This is a genomic window from Pseudarthrobacter sp. NamE5, from assembly GCF_005796225.1.
GTDB lineage: Bacteria > Actinomycetota > Actinomycetes > Actinomycetales > Micrococcaceae > Arthrobacter.
In genome coordinates, this window is the sequence record NZ_VAHO01000012.1 from 96,663 (window position 1) to 121,646 (window position 24,984).

Below are 24,984 nucleotides of genomic sequence, written 5' to 3' on the forward strand. Positions count from 1 at the left end.
TTTCCTCTGTGCTCGGCTTAGTAGGCGAAGGCCAGGACGTCGTCGGCGGGTTTGGCGTTGCCGGAACCTCCGGGTCCGGGGGTAGCGTCCTCGTTTTCATCGACGGGTGCGTGGACGAGTTCGGGCATTGCGGAGACGACGCCGCCGCGGATGTACCTGACCAGCAGCTTGACCTCGACCACCAGCAGGAGTGCGTAAACCGATGTCAGCGCCACCAGCGACGCCAGCAGCTCCCCGGCCGTGACCCCCGGTGAGACGGCGGCGGCCGTGAACATGAACACCTGGTCAATGCCGTTGGGGTCGGGGTTGGGGGCCACCACAAAGGGCTGCCGGCCCATCTCGGTGAAGATCCAGCCTGCGGCGTTGGCGCCGAAGGGGGCGAGGATGCCGAAGACGGCCAGCCGCATGAGCCACGGGGACTCCGGGACGGTCCCCTTCCGGGTAAGCCACAGGGCCACCAGGGCTGCCAGCGCCGCGAGGCCGCCGAAGCCGATCATCATCCGGAAGCCCCAGTAGGTCACCTCCATGACCGGCAGGTAATCGATCTCCTGGCCGGCGCGCTCGCCATAGATGGGGTTGTCCGGAAGGTGGGTCCCGTAGGCTTCCTGGTACTGGGGCAGGAGGCTGTTAACGCCCTGCACCTCGGTGGTGAAGTCGCCCTTGGCCAGGTAGGACAGGATGCCCGGGACTTCGATCAGCGCAACAATATCGTCACAGCTCTGGGAACCGAGGTTGCCCACACTTAGTACGGAGAACCCGGTGCCGTCGTGGCAGGCGGCTTCCGCAGCGGCCATTTTCATGGGCTGTTGTTCGAACATCAGCTTGCCCTGGAGGTCGCCGGTAATGGCGGTGCCGGCAAAGGAAATCATTGCCACCACTGCGCCGATGCGGAGGGACCGGAGCCACACCTTGTGGTCGTCCCGGTCACGGCCGGGGATGTCTGCCGCTTCACCGGCGATCACCTTGCCGTCCGCGCCCACTGTGTCGACGCCGTCGTGACGCCTCCGCCAGAGGTGGTACCAGGCGATGCCCAGCAGGAAGCCGCCTGCGACGGCCAGTGCGCCGAACAGCGTGTGGGGCACGGCCACCAGTGCCGTGTTGTTGGTGAAGACTGCCCAGGCATCGGTCATGACCGGCCGGCCATCCACCATCTCCACGCCCACGGGGTGCTGCATCCAGCTGTTGGCCACGATGATGAAGTAGGCAGAGAAAACGGAGCCGATGACGGCGATCCAGAGGCAGGCCAGGTGGATGGCCGGCTTGAGCTGCTTCCACCCAAAGATCCACAGGCCCAGGAACGTTGACTCGACGAAGAAGGCGAGCAGTGCCTCCAGCGCCAGCGGGGCGCCGAAGACGTCGCCCACAAACCGGCTGTACTCGCTCCAGGCCATGCCGAACTGGAACTCCTGCACGATGCCGGTGGCCACGCCCATGATGAAGTTGATGAGGAAAAGCTTTCCCCAGAACTTGGTCATGCGGAGGTATGCCGGGTTGCCGGTGCGGTGCCAGGCGGTCTGGATCACGGCGACCACCAGCCCGAGGCCGATGGTCAGCGGGACCATCATGAAGTGGTAGACGGTGGTGATACCGAATTGCCAGCGTGCGATTTCCAGCGCGTCCATAGCGTCCAAGGCGGGTCCCTCGTGTCGGCGGAATGCAGATCTTCTACAGTTTGTAGAACTCCAACTTCTACCGAGTGTAGAACAACTTTCCGCTGCAGTGTAAAAGTGATGTTTGCTACCCTCCGGCCAGCGGCGCGCCGCCTACCCGCTTGTTCTACCCGATGTAGAAAGTAGCGGGATTTCGGGGTAAATTTGTTTCTGTAGTTTAAGAATTCGCGTGCAAATCGCCGCCGGCCTCGGGGCTGGCGGCGCGGGGAACAAAGGAAGAGTGCAATGGCTAGTCTTGGTGAACTGGAACGGGCAGTGATGGACCTGCTCTGGGCGGGCCAGGAAGCAGCCACCGCCAACACCTTGCGGGACCGGTTGGCGCAGACGTCCGCCGGCCAGGGTGGTGCGGGAGGCCATGAGGGCAAGGAACTTGCCGTCACCACTGTGCTGACTGTGCTTTCACGGCTGGAAAAGAAAGGCTTGGTTGAGCGCGAACGTGGCACCCGCCCCCACCGCTACCAGGCCGTGTCCAGCCGCGAGGACCACACTGCCGAACTGATGCATGAGGTGCTGGGGTCCGCTCCGGACCGCGAGGCTGTGCTGGCACGCTTCATCGGATCCGTTTCCGAGGGTGAAGCCGAGACTTTGCGCAAACTGCTGGGCCACCTCTAACGGATTATGTTCTGGGCCTCATACCTGCTGGCGGTCCTAGCGATAGTCCTGGCGTGGCCGGTGCCTATCCTGCTGTCACGGGCGAAGTGGCCCGCCCGCTCACCGTTCACTGCCATGCTCCTCTGGCAGGCGATTGCACTGGCCGGTGGGCTGTCAATGATCGGGGCCATGCTTGTGTACGGCCTCGAACCGATCGGCGACAACCTGATCGCCGGGCTGCGGGCACTGGCGGGAATGGTGCTTTTCAATGCCCCCACCACCGCCCTGGGTTTTTGGCACATCTTTGCCTTGTCAGCTGCTGCTCTGCTCACCGCGCACCTGGTGTTCACCCTCCTGCTGACCTACTACAAGATCGAGCGGCAGCGGCGTCGGCACCGGGAACTGCTGGCCCTGCTGGCCTCGCCATCAGCTGAAAGAGCCGGAACCCTGGTAATCAGCCACGACTCCCCCGTGGCCTACTGCCTTCCCGGCGGCGCGCGCTCCGTCACGGTCCTGTCGGATGGCCTGATGGCTGCCCTTGAGCCCGCCGAACTGCGTGCCGTCCTGATCCACGAGAACGCGCACCTGAGCCAGCGGCACCACCTGCTCCTGTGGGCCTTCGCGGCATGGCGGCAGGCCCTGCCCTGGCTGCCCACCACCCGCCTCGCCCAGGAGGCAGTGAACTCGCTCATCGAGATGCTGGCCGACGACGTCGCCCTGAAAACCGAGAGCAAGGCCACGCTGATCAAGGCCATCGCCATCGTGGCCAGCGGATCGGCCGCGGACACCGGGAGGGCCGAACTGCGTGCCGGAGCCTCCAGCCCTGCACTCGCCGGACTTGAAACCGCAGGCACCTCCGGCTCGGACTCTGCCCGCACCACCGCCTCCCGGGTCAGCCGGCTGCTGTCGCCCCAGCCCGAGCTTCCGGCGGCCGTCCGCAACCTCGTTCTGGCCGCTTGCGCACTGCTCCTGGCACTGCCCACGGCGCTGCTCGTGGTGCCCGGCCTGCTGGGCTGATCCCCGCCGTCGGTGCCCCCGGCCCTTAGGCGTCGATGCGCTCCCGGTCCAGGCTGGACGCCCCGGCGATAATGAAGTCCTTGCGCGGGGACACGTCCGAACCCATCAGCAGATCAAAGATCTCCTCCGCCTGCTTGGCGTTCTCAATGCCAACCTTCCGCAGGGTGCGGTGCCTCGGGTCCATGGTGGTCTCCGCCAGCTGTTCGGCATCCATCTCACCCAGGCCCTTGTACCGCTGGATGGGCTCCTTGTACCGCTTGCCCTCCTTCGCCAGCCGGGCCAGCAGCACGTGCAGCTCAGCCTCCGAGTACGTGTAAATCATCTCGTTGGCCTTCTGCCCCTGGTTGATGACCTCCACCCGGTGCAGCGGGGGCACGGCGGCAAAGACCCTGCCCTCGTCGATCATGGGACGCATGTAGCGGAAAAAAAGGGTCAGCAGGAGGGTACGGATGTGCGCACCGTCCACGTCGGCATCCGTCATCAGGATGACCTTGCCGTAGCGCGCGGCGCTGATGTCGAAGCTACGGCCGGAACCGGCGCCCACCACCTGGATCAGAGCCGCGCATTCGGCGTTGGAGAGCATGTCACCCACCGACGCCTTCTGGACGTTGAGGATTTTGCCCCGGATGGGCAGCAGCGCCTGGAAGTCGGAGGACCGGGCGAGCTTGGCGGTTCCCAGCGCCGAGTCGCCTTCCACGATAAACAGTTCCGAACGTTCGACGTCGTCCGTCCGGCAGTCTGCCAGCTTGGTGGGCATCGAGGAAGTTTCCAGCGCGTTCTTCCGCCGCTGGGTTTCCTTGTGCACGCGGGCGGAGATGCGGGACTTCATCTCGCTGACGATTTTTTCCAGCAGCAGGGCGGACTGGGCTTTGTCGTTCCGGTTTGCAGAACTGAGCTTCGCGCTGATCTCGCGCTCCACCACTTTGGAGACGATGGCGCGCACGGCCGAGGTGCCGAGGATCTCCTTGGTCTGGCCCTCGAACTGCGGCTCAGCCAGGCGCACTGTCAGGACGGCCGTGAGGCCGGCAAAGATATCGTCCTTCTCGATTTTGTCATTGCCCGCCTTGAGCTTGCGGGCGTTGTTTTCCACTGCCTTGCGGAAGGTCTTGACCAGCGCCTGTTCAAAACCGGACTGGTGCGTGCCGCCCTTCGGGGTGGAAATGATGTTGACGAAGCTCCGGACGGTACTGTCGTAACCGATCCCCCAGCGCAGTGCCACGTCCACTTCGCAGTCGCGCTCCACCTCGGCCAGCTGGCTGTGGCCGCGCTCGTCCAGCACGGGAACGGTCTCCTTGAACTTCCCTGAGCCGTGCAGCCGCCACACATCGGTGACTGCGGGGTCGGCGGCAAGGAACTCCACGAACTCGGAAATGCCGCCGTCATGGTGGAAGACCTCCTCATGGGCACCAGCCTCGCCGGGGGTTCCCGGAATTTTGCGCTCGTCGCGCACGGTCAGTTTGAGGCCGGGCACCAGGAAGGATGTCTGCCGGGCGCGGGCTGACAGTTCCTCGTAGGAGAACTTTGCGTCCGGGGTGAAGATCTGCCGGTCCGCCCAGTAGCGGATACGGGTTCCGGTGACCCCGCGCTTGGCCTTGCCCACAACGTCGAGCACCGAGTCGTCCACGAAGGGGGCGAAGGGGGCGGCAGGATCCAGCCTGGAGCCGGTGTCCTTGAAACGTCCGGGCTCGCCGCGCCGGAAGGACATCCTGTAGGTCTTGCCGCCACGGTCGACCTCAACGTCCAGGCGGGCGGACAGGGCGTTGACCACTGACGCGCCCACACCGTGGAGCCCACCCGAGGCCGTGTAGGAGCCGCCGCCGAATTTGCCGCCGGCGTGCAGCTTCGTGAACACCACCTCGACGCCCGTCAGGCCGGTCTTGGGCTCCTTGTCGATGGGGATGCCGCGCCCGTCATCGTGGATCTCCACCGAATTGTCCGCGTGCAGGATGATTTTGATGTCGTGGCCGAACCCGGCCAGGGCTTCGTCCACGGAGTTGTCGATGATTTCCCAGAGGCAGTGCATCAGCCCGCGGGAGTCGGTGGAACCGATGTACATGCCCGGGCGCTTGCGGACGGCTTCGAGGCCTTCCAGAACAGACAGGTGGCGGGCAGTGTAATCAGAACTTGGTGCCACTGGTGGTGAACTCCTTCAGGGACGGATGAAACGGGCGCCGAAAGCGCTCCTTCTAGGGTAGTCGGCTCCGCCGGGGAGGGCCGGGTGCCACACCTGGCCGAGGGTGTGGACCACGCCACCCGGGCGGCTACGACGGCGGCTGCGCAGTTCTTGAGCCAATGTTGCGGATACGCGCACAGCGAACTTGTCCCATCCTTGCGATGGTTTTGTTACGAATGCTGGTTATATAGACGTACTGATCTACTAAGGAGGCCGACATGACAACAGCAGTGGCAGACCGCACACTCAATGCACTGGACCGGTGCGACCGTTGCGGAGCTCAGGCCTACGTCCGGGTTGTATTGGAGTCCTCCGGTGGTGAGCTGCTGTTCTGCGGCCACCACGCCCGTGCCGTCGAGGCGACTCTCAAGCCGATGAGCTCCGACTGGCACGATGAGACGGCCAAGCTTCACGAGAAGGCAGCCGTAGAAATCGACTAGCGCGCTGAAGCTGTTGGGACCCCACCGTATGGTGGGGTCCCAATTTTTTAATCACCATCAGTAGACCGTGGCAGCGCATGCCGGCCGGCCTGCCGGGTTGTGCTTGCTGATCAGGGACAAAACCGGCCCGCCCGCGGCTGCAGCTTGTTGAAGCCGCAGCCGCCGGCGGGCCGGTTTGCGCTGTCCTGCCGGGACGGCAGTCCTAGTCCAGCGATCCCTAGTCCAGGTAGTCCCGGAGCACCTGCGACCGCGAGGGGTGGCGGAGCTTGGACATGGTCTTTGATTCGATCTGCCGGATACGCTCGCGCGTAACGCCGTAGACCTTGCCGATTTCGTCTAAAGTCTTCGGCTGTCCGTCGGTCAGACCGAAGCGCATCGCCACAACCCCGGCCTCACGCTCGGACAGGGTATCCAGGACGGAGTGCAGCTGCTCCTGCAGGAGCGTGAAGCTCACGGCGTCCGCGGGAACCACGGCCTCTGAGTCCTCGATGAGGTCGCCGAACTCGGAGTCGCCGTCCTCGCCAAGCGGCGTGTGCAGCGAGATGGGCTCGCGGCCGTACTTTTGGACTTCGACAACCTTCTCGGGTGTCATGTCGAGTTCGAGCGCCAGCTCTTCGGGCGTGGGTTCGCGGCCGAGGTCCTGGAGCATCTGGCGCTGGACGCGGGCCAGCTTGTTGATGACTTCCACCATGTGCACCGGGATACGGATGGTGCGGGCCTGGTCAGCCATGGCGCGGGTGATGGCCTGCCGGATCCACCAGGTGGCGTAGGTGGAGAACTTAAAGCCCTTCGTGTAGTCAAACTTCTCGACTGCACGGATGAGGCCCAGGTTGCCTTCCTGGATGAGATCAAGGAAGAGCATGCCGCGGCCGGTGTAGCGCTTGGCCAGCGAAACCACCAGGCGGAGGTTGGCTTCAAGCAGGTGGTTCTTGGCGCGCTTACCGTCATGGATGATGAACTCAAGCTCACGCCGGTACTTCGGATCCATGGAGCCGTCGTCCGCGTTGATTTTCTCTTCGGCAAACAGGCCGGCTTCGATCCGCAGTGCGAGGTCCACTTCCTGCTCGGCGTTGAGCAGCGCAACCTTACCGATTTGCTTCAGGTAGTCCTTGACGGGGTCGGCCGTGGCGCCGGCGGACATCACCTGCTGGACAGGTGCGTCGTCGTCGTCGGCGTCCGAGTAGACGAAACCCTTGCCCGAGCCGGCGGCTGCCTTGGCGGGATCGGCCTCGGCGTCGGCTTCCTCCTCAACAACATCAGGTGCTTCCAGGATGATGTCGTCAAGGTCTTCCTCAACTTCTTCGACGTCCTCGGTGTCAGTGTCACCGGCAGACTTTCCGGCAGCCTCGGCAGCTGCCTTCGCGCCCGGCTTGGGGCCGCGCTTTTTGGGCTCGCGCTTGCCGTCCGCTGCAGCCTCACCGGCTGAAGCCTTGTTGGCTGCCCGCGTAGCTGCCCGCTTGGCGTTGGTTGCAGCCTGCTTTTCCTCAGCGGACAGTTCGTCCTGGGCGGCGGGATCCTTCTTCGTGGAAGACGGGGTCACAGAAAACCTTTCTAGCGGTGGTCTGTGGAATCGCCATACGGGCAACACCACTATGACCCTGTCAAGTCCGTGGTGAAAACCAAGCGCCACCACGGCCGGCAGAGTCTTAATGGACAACTGCCAGAGCCGCCGTAATGTTCCCCGAAAGGAGCATTTACCAGCACCTGATACACGGACCCAACCGGGTCTCGGCAACCATTGTCTCACGTTTCCCCGAATAGGACCTCCCCATAGGTTTCGGAAACCCCTGCCGCACAGCTGCTGGGCCCGCCCTTAGGCAGCGTCCGGTCCGAATCTCTGCCAGGCTGCGTCCCTCCGCCCGGCCCACCCGCACAGGGTGCCGCGGCGGACCAGCTCCAGCAGCAGCCCGGCCAGGCGGTAGCCGGGCTCAATCTCCAGCGCCTCGCCGAGGTACGCGGCCGCATAGGAGCCGCGTCCCCGGCACCAGGCAATCCAGCCCCTTCCGGTCAACGCGGCCGCCGCCGGTGCGCCGCCCGGCAAGGCGAGCTGCGCCAGGACAAGATCGAGGGAGTCCAGCGTCCGCCATTGGGGCACCGCCGGCACCTGCCCCATCAGGACCTCCCCATAGCCCGGCATTCCGGGTTCAAGGCCTGGTGTTTCCGGCAGGCCGGTGCGCCTCAGCAGGCTTTCCCGGTCAACATCCAGCTGGCCGGCGGCCAAGGCGAAGGATGGAGGGCCGCAGGCATGCGATCCGGGCGGAATTGTTTTTCTGCCGGCGTCTTCCGCTGGGGGCTCCAACGGGCCCAGCTCCACATCACCGTCGAAAATCCCGAATTCCTCGGCTCCCGCCGTGGCCGCCGCTTTCCCTGCCGCAGCCATCACCAGGACCGCGTCCCGCCACGCGGGCACCAGGAGCGTAGCGCGCAGGAAGGCGTCAGAGTGCACCGATGGCCGCCCCGGATCCCGGGGGCGGGCCAGCGCCGCTTCCCACTGCCGCAGTACTGCGTCGAACTGCCGCCGGCTCTGCCGCCGCAGGTCCAACTGGGCCGACCACACGGCCTCCGCCTCCAGCACTGCGTCGCGGTGGATGGCCGGCAATAGTCCGCGCGTGGACCGTTCCTCAGGCGGCGGCCCTACGCTGCTTCCCCGGTAGACCATCTCCGTGTTGAGCAGGCTGTCCCGGATTTGCTGGACCGGACGGCCCGGCAGGGGGCAACACGAAGCATCGATGCACCAGGCGTCCCGCCAGTAGTCATCCCCGACATACCAGGCTTCCCGGACCGGCAACCCGGCCTTTTCCAGCATGGAATCCAGGCCCGCCAACAAACTGTCGTACATGGATGGTGCCGCCGCCTCCGCATTGCCGGTGAAGATCGCCAGCAAGGTGCCGTCTGCTTCCTTGTCCGCCTCGAGGTAGCACCGGACGGCCTGCAGGTATTTTGAAGGTGCCGCCAGGACATCGCGGTCCGGCAGGTCAAGCCGCAGCGTGGCTCCGAGACTCTTGCCCTGCAGGGTCATGGCAACCAGGCTGTTGGCCGGCCAATATCCCAGCGAGTGGGGAATGAAGCCAAGGATGTCTTCCGGGCCGCGCACTGTGAGGCGTTCTGGGGGTGTCATGGCTCAAGCATTCGCCGCCTGCGTACCCAGGTTAAGAACGGAGTTTTGCTATGTGTGCAAGCCTGCGCTAAGTGGGTAAACGCGGCTGTGGAGGAGCAGTGTCAGCGGTCCTTAGCGGACGCCTGCCGCCGGGCCAGGTTTTCCCGCCGCGTGCGGGCCAGGGCGGTCCGAAGCGGCGGGACCACAACACCCTGGGCAGCCATCTGCCGGCGGACCTTGCGCCTGCAAACCAGCATTGCTGCCGCACCAAAGCCAAGGAGGAGGAACTGGACGCTCAAAGCAATCCGGAACGGGTCCAGCCCGTACAGCACTCCATTGGAGAAGCCGCCCGCATACAGGACGTCGAGCACCAGGCCGATCAGGAAGATCGCGACCAGGGCGGCGATGAACCCGCCCACGTTGACGATGCCGGTGGCGGTACCGATCCGGTGTGCGGGATTGAAGGTCCGCGCGAAGTCGAAGCCGATCATGGAGCCGGGTCCGCCGATGGCCAGGACCACCACCAGCCCTGCCAGCAGCCACAAGGGCGAACGCCCGGGCGTCAGCAGGACAGCGCCCCATGCTCCAGCGGTGGCCCCGGCGATCAGCAGGACCATGGTGGAACGCCGCAGCGGATGCCTCGAAACAAACCGCCCGATGAACGGGCCCACAGCCATCGCGGCGGCGACGTAGAGCGCCATGAGGGCAGCCACGGTTCCCGCGTCCAGTCCCTGGCCGGAAATAAGGAAGGGGTAGCCCCACGTCATCGCAAACACGGTGCCGCTGAACTGGATGGTGAAGTGGCTCCACAAACCCAGCCGGGTTCCCGGCTGGCGCCACGCCCGCCCGAGGGATGCACCGGTGGCCCTGAGCCCCTGCCGGGCCTGCGGCCGCTCCGTGCCCGGCGGGACGTCCTGCAGGAGTACCAGGACCAGGACGACCGCGAGAGCCGACATCCCGGCCAGCATCAGGAATGCGGGGGTCCAGCCGGAGAGATGCAGGACGAAGGCGAACGGGATAACGCTGAACAGCTGTCCCAGCTGGCCTGACATGCCGGTCAGCTGGGTCACCAGCGGCACCCTGGCCGGAGCGAACCACAGCGGAATCAGGCGGATGACCGAAATGAAGGTCATGGCGTCCCCGGCCCCTACCAGGACCCGCCCGGCCACTCCCCCGGGGATGCTGTCCGCGAAGGCCAGCTGCAGCTGGCCCAGTCCCATCAGGACCGCCCCGCCGGCAATCATGGCCCGGGAGCCAAACCTGTCCACCAGCAGGCCGACCGGGATCTGGAGCCCGGCGTACACAAGGAGCTGAAGGACGGTAAAGAACGAAATGGCCGAGGCACTGGCATGGAACCGCTCGGTGGCTTCCAGGCCCACCACCCCAAAGGACGTGCGCTGCGCCACGGCCACCAGGTACCCGAATATTCCAATGGTCCAGATGAGCCAGGCGCGGGGTGCTGTCACCACTTCATTATGCCCGGGCTGCCCGCTGGCCCGGGCAGCAGCCGGCTGCTGCTGCCCGCAATCTCTACTGTCCGGGGTTTTCGCGGGCGAGGTAGGCCTCCACTGCGGCGCCGAGGTCGTCGGCGTTGGGCAGCTCGTCATTTTCGTCCGCGAGGAGCGAGCGCCGCACAATGCCGTCAGCCTTCTCGTCGTAGCGCGTCTCAAGGCGGGCCACCACCTGCTGCACGTCCTCCGACGCATCGATCTGCTCGGCGATCTGCCGGCTGACTTCGCGGCCGGCCTCGCGGAGCCTGTCCGTGGGCAGCATCAGCGAGGTGGCCGCGCCGAGGTATTCAAGGCCTGCTACCGCGGCGATGGGGTACTCCGCCTCCGCCAGGTAGTGGGGCACGTGGATGACGTAGCCGGCCACGTTGCGCCCGGCTTCCACCAGCCGCAGCTCCAGGATGTGCCCCACGGCTGCAGGGACTTCCACCGTTGGCTTCCAGACCGAGATGCCCTCAATCAGCTCCGGCCGGTTGCCGTGCACGGTCACTCCTACCGGACGGGTGTGCGGCACGGGCATGGGGATGGAGTGGATCCAGGTGACGAGGTTCACGTCCAGGTTCTCCACGATGCCCACCACGGCGCGGGCGAAGCGCTCCCACTGGAGGTCAGGCTCGAAACCGGCGAGCAGCAGGAACGGGTTGCCCAGGCCGTCCTTGAGCCGGTACAGGGCCAGCCTCGGTTCCTGGTAGTCCTGCAGGTGGTCCTCGACGAAGGTCAGGTGCGGCCTGCGTGACCGGTAGTCAATCAGCTGGTCCGCGTCGAAGACAGCGACGGGTTCCGCGTCGAGCGAGTCCAGCAGCTCCGCGTTGATCTGCTTCACCACATGGCCGGCATCAGCGAATCCGGTGAAGCCCATCACCAGGTTCAGCCCGCGGAGCTCAGGGCTGTGGAACAGCCCGATGTTGCGCGCATAGAGCGCGTCGGGGTCCAGCAGGGAGCCGGAGATCCGTTCAAGCACGGCATGTTCCTTCCATAGGTGCGGTTTGGACACTCTTTACAACGCCGCGGCGCAGCACCGCATTCCAGCGCGCCGTGTGGCGCACATCTCAAGAAATCTCACCCGGCGCGGCGGGGACGGGCTACGATCGGAACTGGCCTGCCAGACGGGCCGGCAGACCCCGGACTGCGTTCCGAACGGCCGTACCCGGGCAACCATGGCAGAGCGCCCAACATGCACCCCTGCCCGAACATCTTTCGAGAATCGAGGACTGATCCGCGTGGTCAAGAATACTGAAATCAACCTTAGTACCCTCTCGCGGGACCTGAAGAAGAACCCCAGCGACGCAGTGGTCATAGGCGTGGGTCAGGGTGCAGACGGTCCCGTCCTCCTGGACAATCCGCTGACTGCCAAGTCCGCGGAGGCGCTGGCGGATTCCCTGAAGACCCTGGGCATCACGGGTGCGGCCGACCAGCTGGTGCGCCTGCCGGGACTGCCCGAGACCGGCGCCGGCGTGCTGGCCCTGGCCGGGGTGGGCAAGGTATCTGCCGCGAATCCGCTGACCGGGGAAGCACTGCGCCGTGCCGCCGGTTCCGCGGTCCGCCAGCTCGCAGGCCTTGCCACCGTTGCCCTGGCATTCCCGACGGCGTCCGTGGCCGACGTCGCGGCCGTCGCCGAAGGTGCCGCCCTCGGCGCCTATGCATTCACCGAGTTCCGTTCCTCGAGGGACGGCCTGAAGGATCCTGTGCGCAACGCCGTCGTCTTCACCGAGCTGGCAGACCAGAAGGAACTCGGCGCCGCCCTCAAGCGGGCCGCGCTGATTGGCAGGGCTGTCAACGCAACCCGCTCCCTGGTCAACCAGCCGCCCAGCCACCTCTACCCGGAAACGTTCGCGGAAGCCGCCAAGGACCTGGCCAAGGGGCTGCCCGTCAAGGTGACGGTCTGGGACGAGAAGCGCCTGGAAAAGGAGGGCTACGGCGGCATCATTGGCGTGGGCAAGGGCTCTGCCCGCCAGCCGCGCCTGGTCAAGGTGGAGTACTCCCCGGCCAAGGCAACCTCGAAGATCGCGCTCGTCGGCAAGGGCATTACCTTCGACACCGGCGGCATCTCCATTAAGCCGGCCCTCGGTATGGGCGACATGAAGAGCGACATGGCGGGCGCCGCCGTCGTCCTTAACACTGTCCTTGCCCTTGCGGGCCTTGGCCTGCCGGTTAAGGCAACCGCATGGCTCTGCATTGCCGAAAACATGCCCTCCGGCGCCGCCTCCCGGCCTGCAGACGTCCTGACGATGTTCGGGGGAAAGACGGTGGAGGTGCTCAACACCGACGCCGAGGGCCGCCTGGTGATGGCCGACGGCATTGTCGCTGCCAGCCGCGAATACCCGGACGCCATCATCGACGTCGCCACGCTCACCGGCGCGCAGCTGATCGCCCTGGGCAACCGCACCGCCGGCGTCATGGGCTCGGACAGCGTGACGGGCGCCCTGAAGGCCGCTGCCGACCGGGCCGGGGAACTAGTCTGGCCCATGCCCCTTCCCGAGGAACTGCGCCCCAGCCTCGACTCGCAGGTGGCGGACCTTGCCAACATCGGCGAACGGCACGGCGGCATGATGACCGCTGCCGTCTTCCTCCGCGAGTTCGTGGGCAAGGGCAAGGACGGGGAACAGATCCCGTGGGCCCACATCGACATTGCCGGGCCGTCCTTTAACAACGGAAGCCCTTACGGCTACACCCACAAGCAGGGAACGGGCTGCACCGTGCGGACCCTGGTGGCCTACGTGGAGGACATCCTGGCTGCTGCCGCCTGAGATTGATCCGCCCGCCGGGCGGCGTGTCGCGCGGCTTTGCGGCATGGTGATCCCTGTGCCACAAAGCCGCGTGACACTCGACACAAGCGCTCCACAAACGCGGCCCCAAGGTGGAGCATGGATAGGTGGTTCGCTAAGGTGAACCACGGTAGTCACAAATGCAAGAGAACAGGCCTGCTGGCATAATCACGGCAGTGCAAGTTCCAAGACCAGATGATGCGCGGAGAACGCGTCATCGTTCACGCGAGGGAGCGTTTAAGTGGCCGATCAGGCAACTGCGCAAGAATTCGACATCCTGGTACTCGGTGGCGGCAGCGGCGGATACGCCGCGGCGCTGCGGGCAGTACAGCTTGGCCTCACCGTCGGCCTCGTGGAGAAGGCCAAGCTCGGCGGCACCTGCCTCCACAACGGCTGCATCCCCACCAAGGCCCTCCTGCACTCCGCGGAGCTGGCCGACCACGCCCGTGACTCCGCCAAGTACGGCGTGAACGTCACCCTCGACGGCATCGACATCACCGCCGTCAACGCGTACAAGGACGGCATCATCGCCGGCAAGTACAAGGGCCTCCAGGGCCTGATCAAGTCCAAGGGCATCACCGTCATCGAAGGTGAAGGCAAGCTCCAGGGCACCGACACCATCGTGGTCAACGGCACCGCCTACAAGGGCAGGAACATCGTCCTCGCCACCGGCTCCTACTCCCGCACCCTTCCGGGCCTGGAAATCGGCGGCAAGGTCATCACTTCGGACCAGGCCCTGACCATGGATTCCATCCCCAAGAGCGCCATCATCCTCGGCGGCGGCGTGATCGGCGTCGAGTTCGCTTCGGTCTGGAAGTCCTTCGGCGTGGACGTCACCATCGTGGAAGGCCTGCCCTCGCTGGTCCCCAACGAGGACGCCACCATTGTCAAGAACTTTGAGCGCGCCTTCAAGAAGCGCGGCATCAAGTTCTCCACCGGCGTGTTCTTCCAGGGCGTTGAGCAGAACAACGACGGCGTCAAGGTCACCCTGGTGGACGGCAAGACCTTCGAAGCCGACCTCCTCCTGGTCGCCGTGGGCCGCGGTCCCGTCACCGCCAACCTCGGCTACGAGGAAGCGGGAATCACCATCGACCGCGGCTTCGTCATCACCAACGAGCGCCTGCACACCGGCGTGGGCAACATCTACGCCGTCGGCGACATCGTCCCCGGCGTCCAGCTCGCGCACCGCGGCTACCAGCAGGGCATCTTCGTGGCCGAGGAAATCGCCGGCCTCAAGCCCGTGATCGTCGAGGACATCAACATCCCCAAGGTCACCTACTCCGAGCCCGAAATCGCCACCGTGGGCTACACCGAAAAGGCCGCCAAGGAGAAGTTCGGCGAGGACCAGGTGCAGACCCAGGAATACAACCTGGCCGGCAACGGCAAGAGCTCCATCCTGGGCACCTCCGGACTGGTCAAGCTGGTCCGCCAGAAGGACGGCCCCGTGGTCGGTGTCCACATGATCGGCGCCCGGATGGGCGAGCAGGTCGGCGAGGCCCAGCTGATCGTCAACTGGGAAGCCTACCCGGAGGATGTGGCCCAGCTGGTGCACGCCCACCCCACCCAAAACGAGGCCCTGGGCGAAGCCCACCTGGCACTCGCGGGCAAGCCGCTTCACGGCTAGTCTCCCCGGCACCACCGAGCCTGGTGCACCCGGCCGCCTTGGACCGGGTGCACTAGGCTTCCAACAAGGCAGCATCCATTCGCACTAAAGATCAATAAGGAGAACGGGGACGACATGTCTGAATCCGTTAACTTGCCCGCCCTCGGTGAGAGCGTCACCGAAGGAACCGTCACCCGCTGGCTGAAGCAGGTAGGTGACCGGGTAGAGGTGGACGAGCCCCTGCTCGAAGTTTCCACCGACAAAGTAGACACTGAAATCCCCTCTCCTGTAGCTGGCGTGATTGAGGAAATTCTGGTTGCCGAGGACGAGACCGCCGAGGTAGGCGCTCCCCTGGTCCGCATCGGTGACGGCTCCGCCAACGGTTCTGGTGCACCCACGGAAGAGGCGCCGGCCGCGCCTCCCGCCGAGGAAGCTCCGGCGCAGGAGGCCCCCGCCGCCGCACCTGCACAGGAAGCCCCCGCCCAGGAAGCTCCCGCACCTCAGGCCCCTGCCGCCGGCGGCGGCGAAGGCCACGAGGTTACCCTGCCTGCCCTGGGCGAGAGCGTCACCGAAGGCACCGTCACCCGCTGGCTGAAGGCCGTCGGCGACACCGTGGAGGTGGACGAGCCCCTGCTGGAGGTCTCCACCGACAAGGTGGACACCGAGATTCCGTCCCCTGTCGCGGGAACGCTCCAGGAGATCCGCGTCAACGAGGACGAGACCGCAGAGGTTGGTTCCGTCCTGGCAGTCATCGGTTCCGGTGCCGCCGCGGCTCCCACCGAAGCGCCGTCCACCGAGGCACCGGCCCAGGAAGCCCCCAAGGCTGAGGCACCGAAGGCTGAAGCCCCTGCGCCTGCACCCGCCGCGGCACCGGCTCCCGAAGCTCCCAAGCCAGCCCCCGCGGCAGCACCCGCTCCCGCTGCAGCACCGGCATCTGCGCCCGCAGCAGCCGAGGCTCCTGCAGCAGGCGGTTCCGAGTCCGGCTACGTGACTCCCCTGGTCCGCAAGCTGGCCAACCAGCACGGCGTGGACATCGCCTCGCTCTCGGGCACCGGCGTCGGCGGCCGTATCCGCAAGCAGGATGTGCTGGCCGCGGCGGAAGCCAAGGCAGCACCGGCTGCCGCTCCCGCAGCAGCCCCGGCCGCGTCGGCGCCTGCCGCTCCCAATGGCGCCGTTTCCTCCCTGCGCGGCACCACGCAGAAGGCTCCGCGCATCCGCCAGGTCATCGCCCGGCGCATGCGTGAATCCCTGGAGATCTCCACGCAGCTGACCCAGGTTCACGAAGTGGACATGACCAAGGTGGCCAAGCTCCGTGCCCGTGCCAAGAACTCGTTCCAAGCACAGAACGGCACCAAGCTGACATTCCTGCCCTTCATCGCCAAGGCTGTGGCCGAGGCCCTCAAGCAGCACCCCAAGCTCAACGCTGCCTACGATGAGGAAAAGCAGGAAATCACGTACCACAACGCCGAGCACCTGGCCATCGCCGTCGACACCGACAAGGGCCTCCTGGTCCCGGTCATCAACGACGCCGGCAACCTGAACCTCGCCGGACTGGCCGGCAAGATCGCCGACGTCGCAGCACGTACCCGCGACGGCAAGATTGGCCCGGACGAGCTCTCCGGCGGCACGTTCAGCATCACCAACATCGGCTCGGTGGGCGCCCTGTTCGACACCCCGATCATCAACCAGCCGCAGGTGGGCATCCTGGGCACCGGCGCCATCGTCAAGCGCCCCGTGGTGGTTTCCGACGAGAACGGCGACGACTCGATCGCCATCCGCTCCATGATGTACCTGTCGCTGACGTACGACCACCGCCTGGTGGACGGTGCGGACGCAGGCCGGTTCCTCCAGACCCTGAAGGCCCGCCTTGAAGAGGGCGCCTTCGAAGCTGACCTGGGGCTGTAGCAGGCAAAACGCATGACGGCGGTGCAGGCAACGGTGGGAAACACCGGCCTGCACCGCCGTCGGCGTTTAACTACTACAAGCTGTAGAACGAATGGCTACACTGGTCCCATGAACATCGTCTATAACATCATGGTTTTCCTGCACATCGTCGGCGCCGCCATGATCGTCGGCATCTGGATCGGCCAGATGAAGAAACCCACGGTCCACCCCCGCCAGTTCGACGGTGCCATGCTCCAGCTGCTGACCGGCATCGCGCTGATGGGGCTGATCCCCGCCCTGGACATGGACGCCAACTACGCCAAGCTGGGCATCAAGTTCGCCATCGGCCTCGCCGTCGGTGTACTGGCGTTCATTGGCCGCCGCAAATACAAGAAGGGCGAGGCTGTGGGCACTGGCCTGGCCCACGGCGTGGGGGGGCTCGCCTTGCTTAACATCGCCATCGCCACTCTCTGGCGGTAGCGGCGGGCTGTGGAAGACGTGACGGCGGCGCTCCCCCGGTGGGCGCCGCCGTCGGCGTTAATGCCTTTCGGTCATAATCCTCTGACAGCGGACACCCGGTGCACCCGGACGGTGAAGTCCATAGGATGGGACACGGCGGGGTTGAGGCAGCGGCCTGCCCCGGTACACATCGATTTGAGGAGTGAACATGGCAGCAACACGTTCAGCAAATGCAGTATGGAACGGCAATCTGACGGAAGGTGCTGGAACCACCAGCCTGGCCACCTCGGGCCTGGGCACGTTCGATGTCACCTGGAAGGCCCGCACGGAAGCGGCCAACGGCAAGACCAGCCCGGAGGAACTTATCGCCGCAGCCCATGCCGCCTGCTTCTCCATGGCCTTCAGCAATGAACTCGCCAAGGCGGGACACACCCCGGAGGAAGTGCGCGCCAAGGCTGACGTGACGTTCGTTCCGGGCACCGGCATCACCGGCAGCCACCTGACCGTCTCAGCCACGGTGCCTGGCATCTCCGAGGACGAGTTCCAGAAGATTGCCGGCGAAGCCAAGGTGGGCTGCCCGGTCTCGGGTGCCCTGGCAAGCATCGACATCACCATGGACGCCACACTGGAGTCCTGATCCTCCATTGACACTGAAGGCCCTGCCCGCCGGATTCTCCGGCAGGCAGGGCCTTTCCCTGTTACAGTGCCTTACTTGCCCTGGCTGCGCGCAGGCAACGGAGCCGGCCTGAGCAGGCGGTACCCTTCACGGGCCGGCGGCCTGTCCGTTGGCAGCTCCTGGATCATTTCCTTTAGGGCACCGATGCCGTACTCCAGCTGGGGGTCCCGGCCGGCGGCGTAGGCATGCGGCGGATACGTGACTTCGATGTCCGGGTCCACGCCGTAGTTCTCAACGCTCCAGCCCACTCCGCCGCCGAACCACGTAGCGTACCGGGGCTGTGTCACCCCGGTGCCGTCAGCAAGGGCGAACCGGTTGTCGATGCCCACTACACCGCCCCAGGTACGCGTGCCGATAACCGGTCCGATGCCCCGCAGCTTTGACACCTGGGTGATGATGTCACCGTCGGAGCCGGCGAATTCGTCGGCCAGGATGATCACGGGGCCGCGCGGCGCGTGGTGCGGGTACGTCCGCGGCTTCTCGCCGCGGGGCATGCTCCAGCCCGTGACCTTGCGGCCGATGAGTTCGGCCACCAGCTGCGAGGTGTGGCCGCCGCGGTTGCGCCGGACGTCAACAATGAGGCCGTCCAGGCCCGTTTCGGTGTCCAGGTCACGGTGGAGCTGGGCCCAGCCGTTCGCCATCATGTCCGGGATGTGCAGGTAGCCGAACTTGCCGCCGGATGCTTCACGGACCGTGCGCCGGTTGGCGGCCACCCACTCCTGGTAGCGCAGGCGTTCCTCGTCCTTGACGGGCACGACGGCGACCCGGCGCTGGGTGCCTGCTGCGGCTCCGTGCGCCGAACCGTTGAGGAGGGTCAGTTCCACGGCACGGCCCGCCGCGCCCACGAGCTGCATGGCCGGTGTGACGCTTTCCGACAGCGGCACGCCGTCGACCGCCAGCAGGATGTCGCCCGCCTTGGCGCCCACACCCGGCCGGGTCAGCGGCGAGGTGGCCAGCGGATCGGACGATTCGCCAGCGAGAATGCGCGTGATTTCCCAGCCCGCTGCCGTGTACGTTAGATCGGCGCCCAGCCGGCCCTGGCCGTGACTGCCGTTCTCGGTGACAAGCGCAGGGCGGACATACGCGTGGGAGGTGCCCAACTCGCCGTGCAGCTCCCAGAGGAGGTCCACCAGGTCATCGTGCGAGCCCAGGCGACCCACGAGGGGACGGTAGCGCCGGTAGACGGAGTCCCAGTCCTGTCCTGCCATGTCCTCTGCCCAGAAGAAGTCCCGCTGCAGGCGCCAGGCCTCATCGAACGCCTGGCCCCACACACTGAGCGGGTCCATCATCACCCGGATGCGGCCAAGGTCCACCTTGACCAGCTTTCCGGATTCCTCATCCGCCTTGGCATCGGCGGGAACCACCGTGACCTGCTTGTCCGAGATCAGCACCACTTTGCTGCGGTCCCCCGACAGCCGGTAGCTGTCCAGCGCGTCCACCAGGGTGGACTGCTTCCGCCGGCCAAGGTCGAACCGGACCAGGCTGGGACGGGCGTCCTTGTCCTCGTGGCTGGCCTTGCCGTCACCGGTCACGCCGGCCAGGGCCCAGTCGAGCCACAGCAGCGCCCCGTCGGCGGCTGTCAGGGAGGTGTAGTTGCCCTGCGCCACGGGGACGGTGATGACCCGGTGGGCGAGGCCCTCGGGATCCACCCGGACCTCCGGTGCCGTCTGGGCGCCGTCGTCCGTCCCCTTTCCGCCTGCTCCTCCGGTGGCTGCCGCCTCTTCCCCCGGGGCGTCCACGCCAGGGCCGAAGGGCGACGGCGTATCGGCTGACAGTGCCACGAGGTACGGCTTGATGGGGCTGGGGAAGGAGAGGTCGAAGGAGTGCCCGTCATAGACCGGATCAAAGCTGCGGTTGGAAAGGAATGCCAGGAATTTCCCGTCGGCCGTGAACGCCGGAGACGTGTCGCAGAAGCGGCCGTCCGTTACGTCCACCGGGCCGGCAGCAGGCTCCGCCATGTTGGCCAGCCTCAACCGGCTGCGTGAACCGAACGAGGTGACCGGCTCAGACCAGGCCAGCCACTGCGAGTCCGCCGACCAGGCGAGGTCAGCAATGGTGCCCTCGCCGATGCTGGCGACGAGGACGATTTCACCCGTACGGGTGTCCGCCACAAAAATCTCGCCGAAGGAGGTGCCAAGGGCAATTCTCAGCCCGTCGGGGCTCGCCTCGAGGGCGCTGGCCCGGGACGGCCTGGGGAAAGCGACGCGGGTTGCAGTGGGGCCGGCCTGTGCTTCCGCAGCGGAGGCGTCCGAGTCGGGCGCGACATCTGCCTGCTCATCGGAGGCAGCCGGTGCAGGGCTCCCGGCCAGCACGGCTGCACCCGCTGCGGGAACGGGCTGCGGCAGCACCACTGCGTCCTCGTGGGCCGCTTCGGCAGCAGGGCGGCTGTCCTTGACCCGTTCGGCGGGGCCGCCCTCCATGGGCGGAACCCCGGCAGGGTGCGGCACGGGGGCGGCAATGTCCTTGATATACAGCGCCTCCACACCGTCGTGGTCCGCGACGTAGGCAATCCTGCCGTCGCCGAGGGGCCTGGGCAGCCGGGCCCGGACGCCGGGTGCTGCCTCGATGATGCGGGAGGGTCCGTCCTTGTGGCGGAGCCAGTGGATGGTGCCGTGCGCTTCAACTGCGCTGGCCGCGCCCTTCGTATCCGGCACCACTGCGCCTAGGTGCTTGCTGGTCTTGAGCAGGGCAGGGCGCCTGGACTGGGAAGCAGAACCGAGGGTGATATCGAGAAGGACGGCGTCGGAACCGAGGTCATGCAGCACCCACAACTCACCGGCCGACTCGAATATGACGCGCTTGCCGTCCGTGGCTGCATGCCGGACATAGAAGTCCTCGTGGTCCGTGTGCCGGCGCAGGTCCTTTCCGTTGGGAAGGACCGAATAGAGGTTGCCGTAGCCTTCGTGGTCCGAAAGGAAGGCGATCCGGCCATCCACCCACATGGGATCGGCAAGGTTGCCGTCCAGGTCCGCAAGCAGGCGCTCGAACTCGCCGTTGCCGTCCGTGTCGATCCACAGCTTTCCTGCCGTTCCGCCGCGGTAGCGCTTCCACCAGGCCGGTTCGCGGGACAGCACGCTGCCCACCACCACGGGGCGTTCGTCACCCACTTCAGGGCCAAACGCCACGGACTCAACCGGCCCGAACGGGAGTTCTTCGGCCCAGCCGCCTCCTAGCGGGACACTGTAGGCGTGTGTGTGCCTGCTTTCCGCCTGCCGGAACGCGCTGGTCACCACCACGGAACCACCGGCAGTGAAGCCCTTGACCCTGGTGGTGCTGTGGCCGAAGTAGGTCAGCTGCCGGTACCCGCCGCCGTAGACCTCTGCCGATACCACTTCAGGGGCCGTTCCCTGCACGACCGTCCACACCAGCCGCTTCCCGTCAGGAGTGAAGCGTGGGTTGCGGGCGGGCAGCTGGAGTGCTGAGACGCGCCAGGCGCGGCCGCCGCCCAGGGGCGCGATCCACACGTCGTCCTCGGCCACGAAGGTGACCAGGTCGCCGTGCAGATGCGGGAAACGAAAGTAGCTCGAAGTCATCGTTCGATCATAGTCAACCCCCTGCGGCCTGTCGGGAGGTGCCGCCGGGGACGCGGCGTGGTGAGATGGACCATGCGCATCGTCATGGCCGGCGCCTCCGGGCTGATCGGCACCTCCATGTCAGCAAGCTTCCGGGACGCCGGACACCACGTCGTTACCCTGGTCAGGCGGGACGCCGCCTCCGCGGACGAAGTCCGGTGGGACCCCGCCGCGGGCCGGCTGGATCCGCAGGCTCTGGCCGGGGCGGACGCCGTGGTGAACCTCTCCGGAGCCGGCATCGGCGACAGGCCCTGGACCCGCAAACGCGTGGACGAGCTGTTCAGTTCACGCCTGGGACCTACCCGGACGCTGGCCCGGGCGATGCGGCAGCTGGATTCCCCGCCCGCAACCTTCATCAGCCAGTCCGGTGCCGGCTACTACGGTGATGCCGGGAACACCGTCCTGCGGGAAGGGGCACCGAACGGTTCCGGGACCCTGGCCCGGATCTGCAAGGAATGGGAGGAAGCAGCCCACGAGGTCCCTGATGGGGTGCGGGTGGTTGCCCCGCGGACCGGTGTGGTCCTCAGCCGGAAGGGAGGTGCCTTGGGAAGGCTGCTGCCGCTCATCCGCCTGGGTGTGGGCGGGCCGTTGGGAAACGGCCGGCAGTACTGGCCCTGGGTGACGCTGCCTGATGTAGCGGCGGCCTTCCTCTTCCTGTTGGACAGCCAGGTCAGCGGGCCGGTAAATCTGTGCGCTCCTGAGGAAGCCGACGTGAATGCGCTGGTGGCAGCCATGGCGCAGGCCCTGCACCGGCCCGCTGCCCTGCGGGTCCCCGCCCCGGTCCTCCGGCTGGTGATGGGCGGACTTGCCGAAGAACTCCTGCTGGCCAGCCAGCGCATGGAGCCCGCGGTGCTCCTGGAGGCAGGCTTCGGATGGCGGCATCCCGCGCTGGAGCAGGCCGCCCAGTGGGTTGCGGGCAAGGACCAGGATGCAAGGGGCGTTAGCTTCCAGGAAGGATCTCGCTGATCCTCCACCTGCCGTCCACAGCCACGAGCACCAGTCTGAGCTCAACCGGGCTGCCGGCAGTTCCCCTACGGACAACAGACCCCCGGGCGTCCCTCTCCTCGTAGGCGGAGGACCCGGAGAGCAGGCTGACCACAGCGTGGGCGGCCGTTGCGCCTTCTTCAGCCCGCAGGTCCTTGAGCGTACTGGAGAAGCCGGCGAGGACGTGGCCGGAGCTGCGAAGCTCTCCGGCTGTCCGCGCATCGGCCCGGGCTGCCGGCGAACCCTCCACGTTGACCTCGTCCAGCAGCTCGAAGCTTCCCCTGCTGAAAGCCAGGTCCCGCAGGGCACCTAGGCCAGCTACAGCTTGGGCCGGGTCAGCCGACCGCGCCTGTTTGCGGGCGGCCGCGGCAAAGTCAGGCTCACTGTTCGCGCCGGAGGATTCCCGCGCTGCTGCAGCCGTGGCAGCCGCTTCAGGGTTGACAGCAGCGGAACCCGGTGCCTGCGCGGATTCGGCAGGCGGCCCTGCCGCCCCTGCCAGCCACCAGGCTCCGGCCGCCGCCGCTGCGGCAACAGCCGGAAGGACGGTGCACAGCAGACGTTTCAGGCTTCGCGGGTTCCGGCCCACTTTCCCTGCATGCCTGCCGCGGGAGGGACGCAGGTTCCGATCCCGCTGCGGAAACGGCATCCGCGGCACCGAGAAAGGCACGCGGGGCCACGCGGCCGTTGCCAGCCGCCTGCCCGCCGACCGGAACTTCTCGCGGCCTCTTCCCAGGCGCGACGGTGCAGGAACATGCCGGCGGGTCAGCAGCTCCGGTATCACCGTCGGATGGACCGAGGCCGCCAGGTCCAGCGGCAGGGGCGCTGCGCTGCGGTACACGGCCGCGGCCAGCGCCGCTGCATTAGGGCGTTCCCTCCGGTTCTCGTTGAGTCCCCACTCCAGCGCGGCGGCCAGCTCCCGCGGGACCTCCGGGACCAGGAGGGACAGCGGTGGCCGGTCGGCAGTCCTGGGCGGCGCATGGCCTGTGAGGCAGAACCACCCAAGCGCCGCCGCAGAGTAGACGTCGCGCTCGGGCTGCAGGCCGCGCACTGCATCGATCGGGGCAGGATCCACGAAGCCAGGGGTGCCGGAATTCCTTGCGCCACCAGGGTCCCCCAGCATCCGGGCAATGCCGACGTCGGACAGCAGCGGTTTTCCCTGCCCCGTGAACAGGACGTTTCCAGGGGAGACATCCGAATGGGTGAACCCTTTGTGATGCAGGTAGCTGAGCGCCTGGGCTATGGGCGTCAGCACCGTCACGGTTTCACCGACGCTGAGCTTTCCGCGGCCGGCCACCAGCGAGGCAAGGGAACCACCGGGTGCGTAGTCCATCACCAGCGCAGTGCCGGTGCCATGGACGCCTGCCGTTGGGACGGCGTCGCGGGCCCTGACCAGGTGCTGGTGGTCCAGGACCGAAAGGATCCGGATCTCACGCCGCACGGCGTCCTCGCTCATGGCTTCCGCACCCCGTGCCCTTCCGCTACCGGGTCCGAAGCACTTCAGCGCGCAGTCCCGCCCGGTGCGCTGGTCCTTTGCAAGCCAGACTGACGCGCTTCCGCCAACGCCCAGCAGCCGTCCGACGGCGAAACCCGGCACCTCCGGTGCCTGCAAATCCTCCATAGGTCATGTCTAACCCAATCCCGTCCTGCGTGCAGAAGTTATCCACAGGCCCCGGCCGGCCGCGTTAAGGTCCGGGCCGAATCACCGTGATGCACTCCCCGGGGCCGGGTGAGCTTAAGCACTAAACCCGGCGGAGGACGTCAACCGGTCTAAGCTGGTTGCCATGACTCTTGAGTTTGCACAGCTGGGTCTTGCTCCTGATTTCGTTGATTACACCCGTGGTTGGGAAATCCAGAGTGAACTTCACGCCAAGGTTGTCGCAGAATTGGCCCCAAGCACCGTCCTCCTCCTGGAACACGCTCCCGTGTACACCGCGGGCAAACGGACAGAGGACCATGAACGGCCCTTCGACGGCACGCCCGTCGTTCCAGTGGACCGGGGCGGCAAACTGACCTGGCATGGGCCGGGCCAGCTGGTGGGTTACCCCATCATTAAGCTGAAGAACAAAGCGGGTATCCGCGACTACGTGGAACGCCTGGAGTCCGTGATCATTGCGGTACTCGCTGATTTCGGCATCAACGCGGTGCGCATCAAGGGCCGGGCCGGCGTGTGGATCAACGCGGACAACAAGGGGCCCGACCGCAAGATCGCCGCCATCGGCATCCGCGTCCATGAGGGCGTCACCATGCACGGCTTCGCCATCAACTGCAACAACGATCTTGCCCCGTACAGCCAGATCATCGCCTGCGGAATTACGGACGCAGGCACCACAACAATCTCGCAGGAAACCGGTCACAATGTTGCCCCGGCTGACCTCGTTTCCCGGATTACCGAAGAACTGCGCAAGAATGAAGACGCCCTGGTCGCTACCCCCGAAGGAGCTCTACTGTGACATTGGCACCTGAAGGCCGGAAGATGCTGCGGATTGAGCAGCGGAACTCCGCCATCCCGGTGGAGCGGAAGCCGGAGTGGATCAAGGCCAAGGTT

18 protein-coding genes are annotated in these 24,984 nt (G+C 66.3%); 10 read left to right on the forward strand and 8 right to left on the reverse strand.

The genetic code is table 11. From position 1 onward, the window contains the following. Window positions 1-17 precede the first annotated feature (17 nt). Entirely contained in the window at window positions 18-1,622 is a 1,605-nt protein-coding gene (locus FDW84_RS14510; RefSeq protein WP_138610246.1) for a cytochrome ubiquinol oxidase subunit I, read from the reverse strand. Window positions 1,623-1,895: 273 nt separating this feature from the next. Between FDW84_RS14510 and FDW84_RS14515 the strand changes: the two genes are divergently transcribed. Further along, window positions 1,896-2,282, forward strand: a complete 387-nt coding sequence (locus tag FDW84_RS14515; protein ID WP_138610224.1) for a BlaI/MecI/CopY family transcriptional regulator — start codon at window positions 1,896-1,898, stop codon at window positions 2,280-2,282. A 6-nt stretch (window positions 2,283-2,288) separates the two neighbouring features. After that, a complete protein-coding gene (locus tag FDW84_RS14520) occupies window positions 2,289-3,278 on the forward strand; it encodes a M56 family metallopeptidase (protein WP_138610225.1) in 990 nt (329 codons plus the stop codon). A gap of 25 nt (window positions 3,279-3,303) precedes the next feature. Here FDW84_RS14520 and FDW84_RS14525 read toward each other — a convergent pair whose 3' ends face one another. After that, the gene (locus FDW84_RS14525; RefSeq protein WP_138610226.1) at window positions 3,304-5,412 is read right to left on the reverse strand and encodes a DNA gyrase/topoisomerase IV subunit B; all 2,109 of its coding nucleotides are present in this window, start codon (window positions 5,410-5,412) and stop codon (window positions 3,304-3,306) included. 257 nt (window positions 5,413-5,669) lie between these two features. On the opposite strand from FDW84_RS14525, the gene FDW84_RS14530 reads away from it, so the two are divergent. Continuing rightward, window positions 5,670-5,891, forward strand: a complete 222-nt coding sequence (locus FDW84_RS14530; protein WP_138610227.1) for a DUF7455 domain-containing protein — start codon at window positions 5,670-5,672, stop codon at window positions 5,889-5,891. A gap of 217 nt (window positions 5,892-6,108) precedes the next feature. Here FDW84_RS14530 and FDW84_RS14535 read toward each other — a convergent pair whose 3' ends face one another. From FDW84_RS14535 to FDW84_RS14550, 4 genes are all read right to left on the reverse strand, one after another. Next, the gene (locus FDW84_RS14535; protein WP_138134479.1) at window positions 6,109-7,431 is read right to left on the reverse strand and encodes an RNA polymerase sigma factor; all 1,323 of its coding nucleotides are present in this window, start codon (window positions 7,429-7,431) and stop codon (window positions 6,109-6,111) included. Between the two features lie 273 nt (window positions 7,432-7,704). Then, on the reverse strand, window positions 7,705-9,009 hold the full coding sequence (locus tag FDW84_RS14540) for a DUF4192 domain-containing protein (RefSeq protein WP_138610228.1): 1,305 nt from the start codon (window positions 9,007-9,009) through the stop codon (window positions 7,705-7,707). Window positions 9,010-9,110: 101 nt separating this feature from the next. Then, window positions 9,111-10,454, reverse strand: a complete 1,344-nt coding sequence (locus FDW84_RS14545; RefSeq protein ID WP_138610229.1) for an MFS transporter — start codon at window positions 10,452-10,454, stop codon at window positions 9,111-9,113. A 64-nt stretch (window positions 10,455-10,518) separates the two neighbouring features. Continuing rightward, window positions 10,519-11,457, reverse strand: a complete 939-nt coding sequence (locus FDW84_RS14550; RefSeq protein ID WP_138610230.1) for a proteasome assembly chaperone family protein — start codon at window positions 11,455-11,457, stop codon at window positions 10,519-10,521. Window positions 11,458-11,716: 259 nt separating this feature from the next. Here FDW84_RS14550 and FDW84_RS14555 point away from each other — a divergent pair, with 259 nt between their 5' ends. From FDW84_RS14555 to FDW84_RS14575, 5 genes are all read left to right on the forward strand, one after another. Next, window positions 11,717-13,243: a leucyl aminopeptidase gene (locus FDW84_RS14555; protein WP_138610231.1), complete on the forward strand. Its 1,527-nt coding sequence runs from the start codon at window positions 11,717-11,719 to the stop codon at window positions 13,241-13,243. 259 nt (window positions 13,244-13,502) lie between these two features. After that, a complete protein-coding gene (gene lpdA / locus FDW84_RS14560; protein ID WP_138610232.1) occupies window positions 13,503-14,885 on the forward strand; it encodes a dihydrolipoyl dehydrogenase in 1,383 nt (460 codons plus the stop codon). Between the two features lie 114 nt (window positions 14,886-14,999). Next, the gene (sucB, locus tag FDW84_RS14565) at window positions 15,000-16,769 is read left to right on the forward strand and encodes a 2-oxoglutarate dehydrogenase, E2 component, dihydrolipoamide succinyltransferase (RefSeq protein WP_138610233.1); all 1,770 of its coding nucleotides are present in this window, start codon (window positions 15,000-15,002) and stop codon (window positions 16,767-16,769) included. Window positions 16,770-16,877: 108 nt separating this feature from the next. Next, window positions 16,878-17,228 (forward strand): hypothetical protein, encoded by a 351-nt coding sequence (locus FDW84_RS14570; protein WP_138610234.1) that lies wholly within the window; start codon window positions 16,878-16,880, stop codon window positions 17,226-17,228. Between the two features lie 187 nt (window positions 17,229-17,415). Then, window positions 17,416-17,844, forward strand: coding sequence for an OsmC family protein (locus FDW84_RS14575; protein ID WP_138134471.1), 429 nt, complete (start codon window positions 17,416-17,418; stop codon window positions 17,842-17,844). A gap of 71 nt (window positions 17,845-17,915) precedes the next feature. Here the strand turns inward: FDW84_RS14575 and FDW84_RS14580 are convergent, their stop codons facing one another. Next, entirely contained in the window at window positions 17,916-21,416 is a 3,501-nt protein-coding gene (locus FDW84_RS14580; RefSeq protein ID WP_138610235.1) for a S41 family peptidase, read from the reverse strand. A 72-nt stretch (window positions 21,417-21,488) separates the two neighbouring features. Here FDW84_RS14580 and FDW84_RS14585 point away from each other — a divergent pair, with 72 nt between their 5' ends. Further along, on the forward strand, window positions 21,489-22,421 hold the full coding sequence (locus FDW84_RS14585) for a TIGR01777 family oxidoreductase (protein ID WP_138610236.1): 933 nt from the start codon (window positions 21,489-21,491) through the stop codon (window positions 22,419-22,421). Here FDW84_RS14585 and FDW84_RS14590 read toward each other — a convergent pair. Further along, on the reverse strand, window positions 22,396-24,057 hold the full coding sequence (locus FDW84_RS14590; protein WP_138610237.1) for a protein kinase domain-containing protein: 1,662 nt from the start codon (window positions 24,055-24,057) through the stop codon (window positions 22,396-22,398). The two genes, FDW84_RS14585 and FDW84_RS14590, sit on opposite strands and share 26 nt — an antisense overlap. A 163-nt stretch (window positions 24,058-24,220) precedes the next feature. Between FDW84_RS14590 and lipB the strand changes: the two genes are divergently transcribed. Then, complete coding sequence (gene lipB / locus FDW84_RS14595; RefSeq protein ID WP_138610238.1) at window positions 24,221-24,889, forward strand: lipoyl(octanoyl) transferase LipB; 669 nt, start codon at window positions 24,221-24,223, stop codon at window positions 24,887-24,889. Window positions 24,890-24,984 lie beyond the last annotated feature (95 nt).

Excerpts from the sequence above, each read along its gene's own strand:
- FDW84_RS14510 (WP_138610246.1), bottom strand. The coding sequence starts at position 1,622 with ATGGACGCGCTGGAAATCGCACGCTGGCAATTCGGTATCACCACCGTC.
- FDW84_RS14515 (WP_138610224.1), top strand. The coding sequence starts at position 1,896 with ATGGCTAGTCTTGGTGAACTGGAACGGGCAGTGATGGACCTGCTCTGG.
- FDW84_RS14520 (WP_138610225.1), top strand. The coding sequence starts at position 2,289 with ATGTTCTGGGCCTCATACCTGCTGGCGGTCCTAGCGATAGTCCTGGCG.
- FDW84_RS14530 (WP_138610227.1), top strand. The coding sequence starts at position 5,670 with ATGACAACAGCAGTGGCAGACCGCACACTCAATGCACTGGACCGGTGC.
- FDW84_RS14540 (WP_138610228.1), bottom strand. The coding sequence starts at position 9,009 with ATGACACCCCCAGAACGCCTCACAGTGCGCGGCCCGGAAGACATCCTT.
- sucB (WP_138610233.1), top strand. The coding sequence starts at position 15,000 with ATGTCTGAATCCGTTAACTTGCCCGCCCTCGGTGAGAGCGTCACCGAA.
- FDW84_RS14570 (WP_138610234.1), top strand. The coding sequence starts at position 16,878 with ATGAACATCGTCTATAACATCATGGTTTTCCTGCACATCGTCGGCGCC.
- FDW84_RS14575 (WP_138134471.1), top strand. The coding sequence starts at position 17,416 with ATGGCAGCAACACGTTCAGCAAATGCAGTATGGAACGGCAATCTGACG.
- FDW84_RS14580 (WP_138610235.1), bottom strand. The coding sequence starts at position 21,416 with ATGACTTCGAGCTACTTTCGTTTCCCGCATCTGCACGGCGACCTGGTC.
- FDW84_RS14585 (WP_138610236.1), top strand. The coding sequence starts at position 21,489 with ATGCGCATCGTCATGGCCGGCGCCTCCGGGCTGATCGGCACCTCCATG.
- FDW84_RS14590 (WP_138610237.1), bottom strand. The coding sequence starts at position 24,057 with ATGGAGGATTTGCAGGCACCGGAGGTGCCGGGTTTCGCCGTCGGACGG.
- lipB (WP_138610238.1), top strand. The coding sequence starts at position 24,221 with ATGACTCTTGAGTTTGCACAGCTGGGTCTTGCTCCTGATTTCGTTGAT.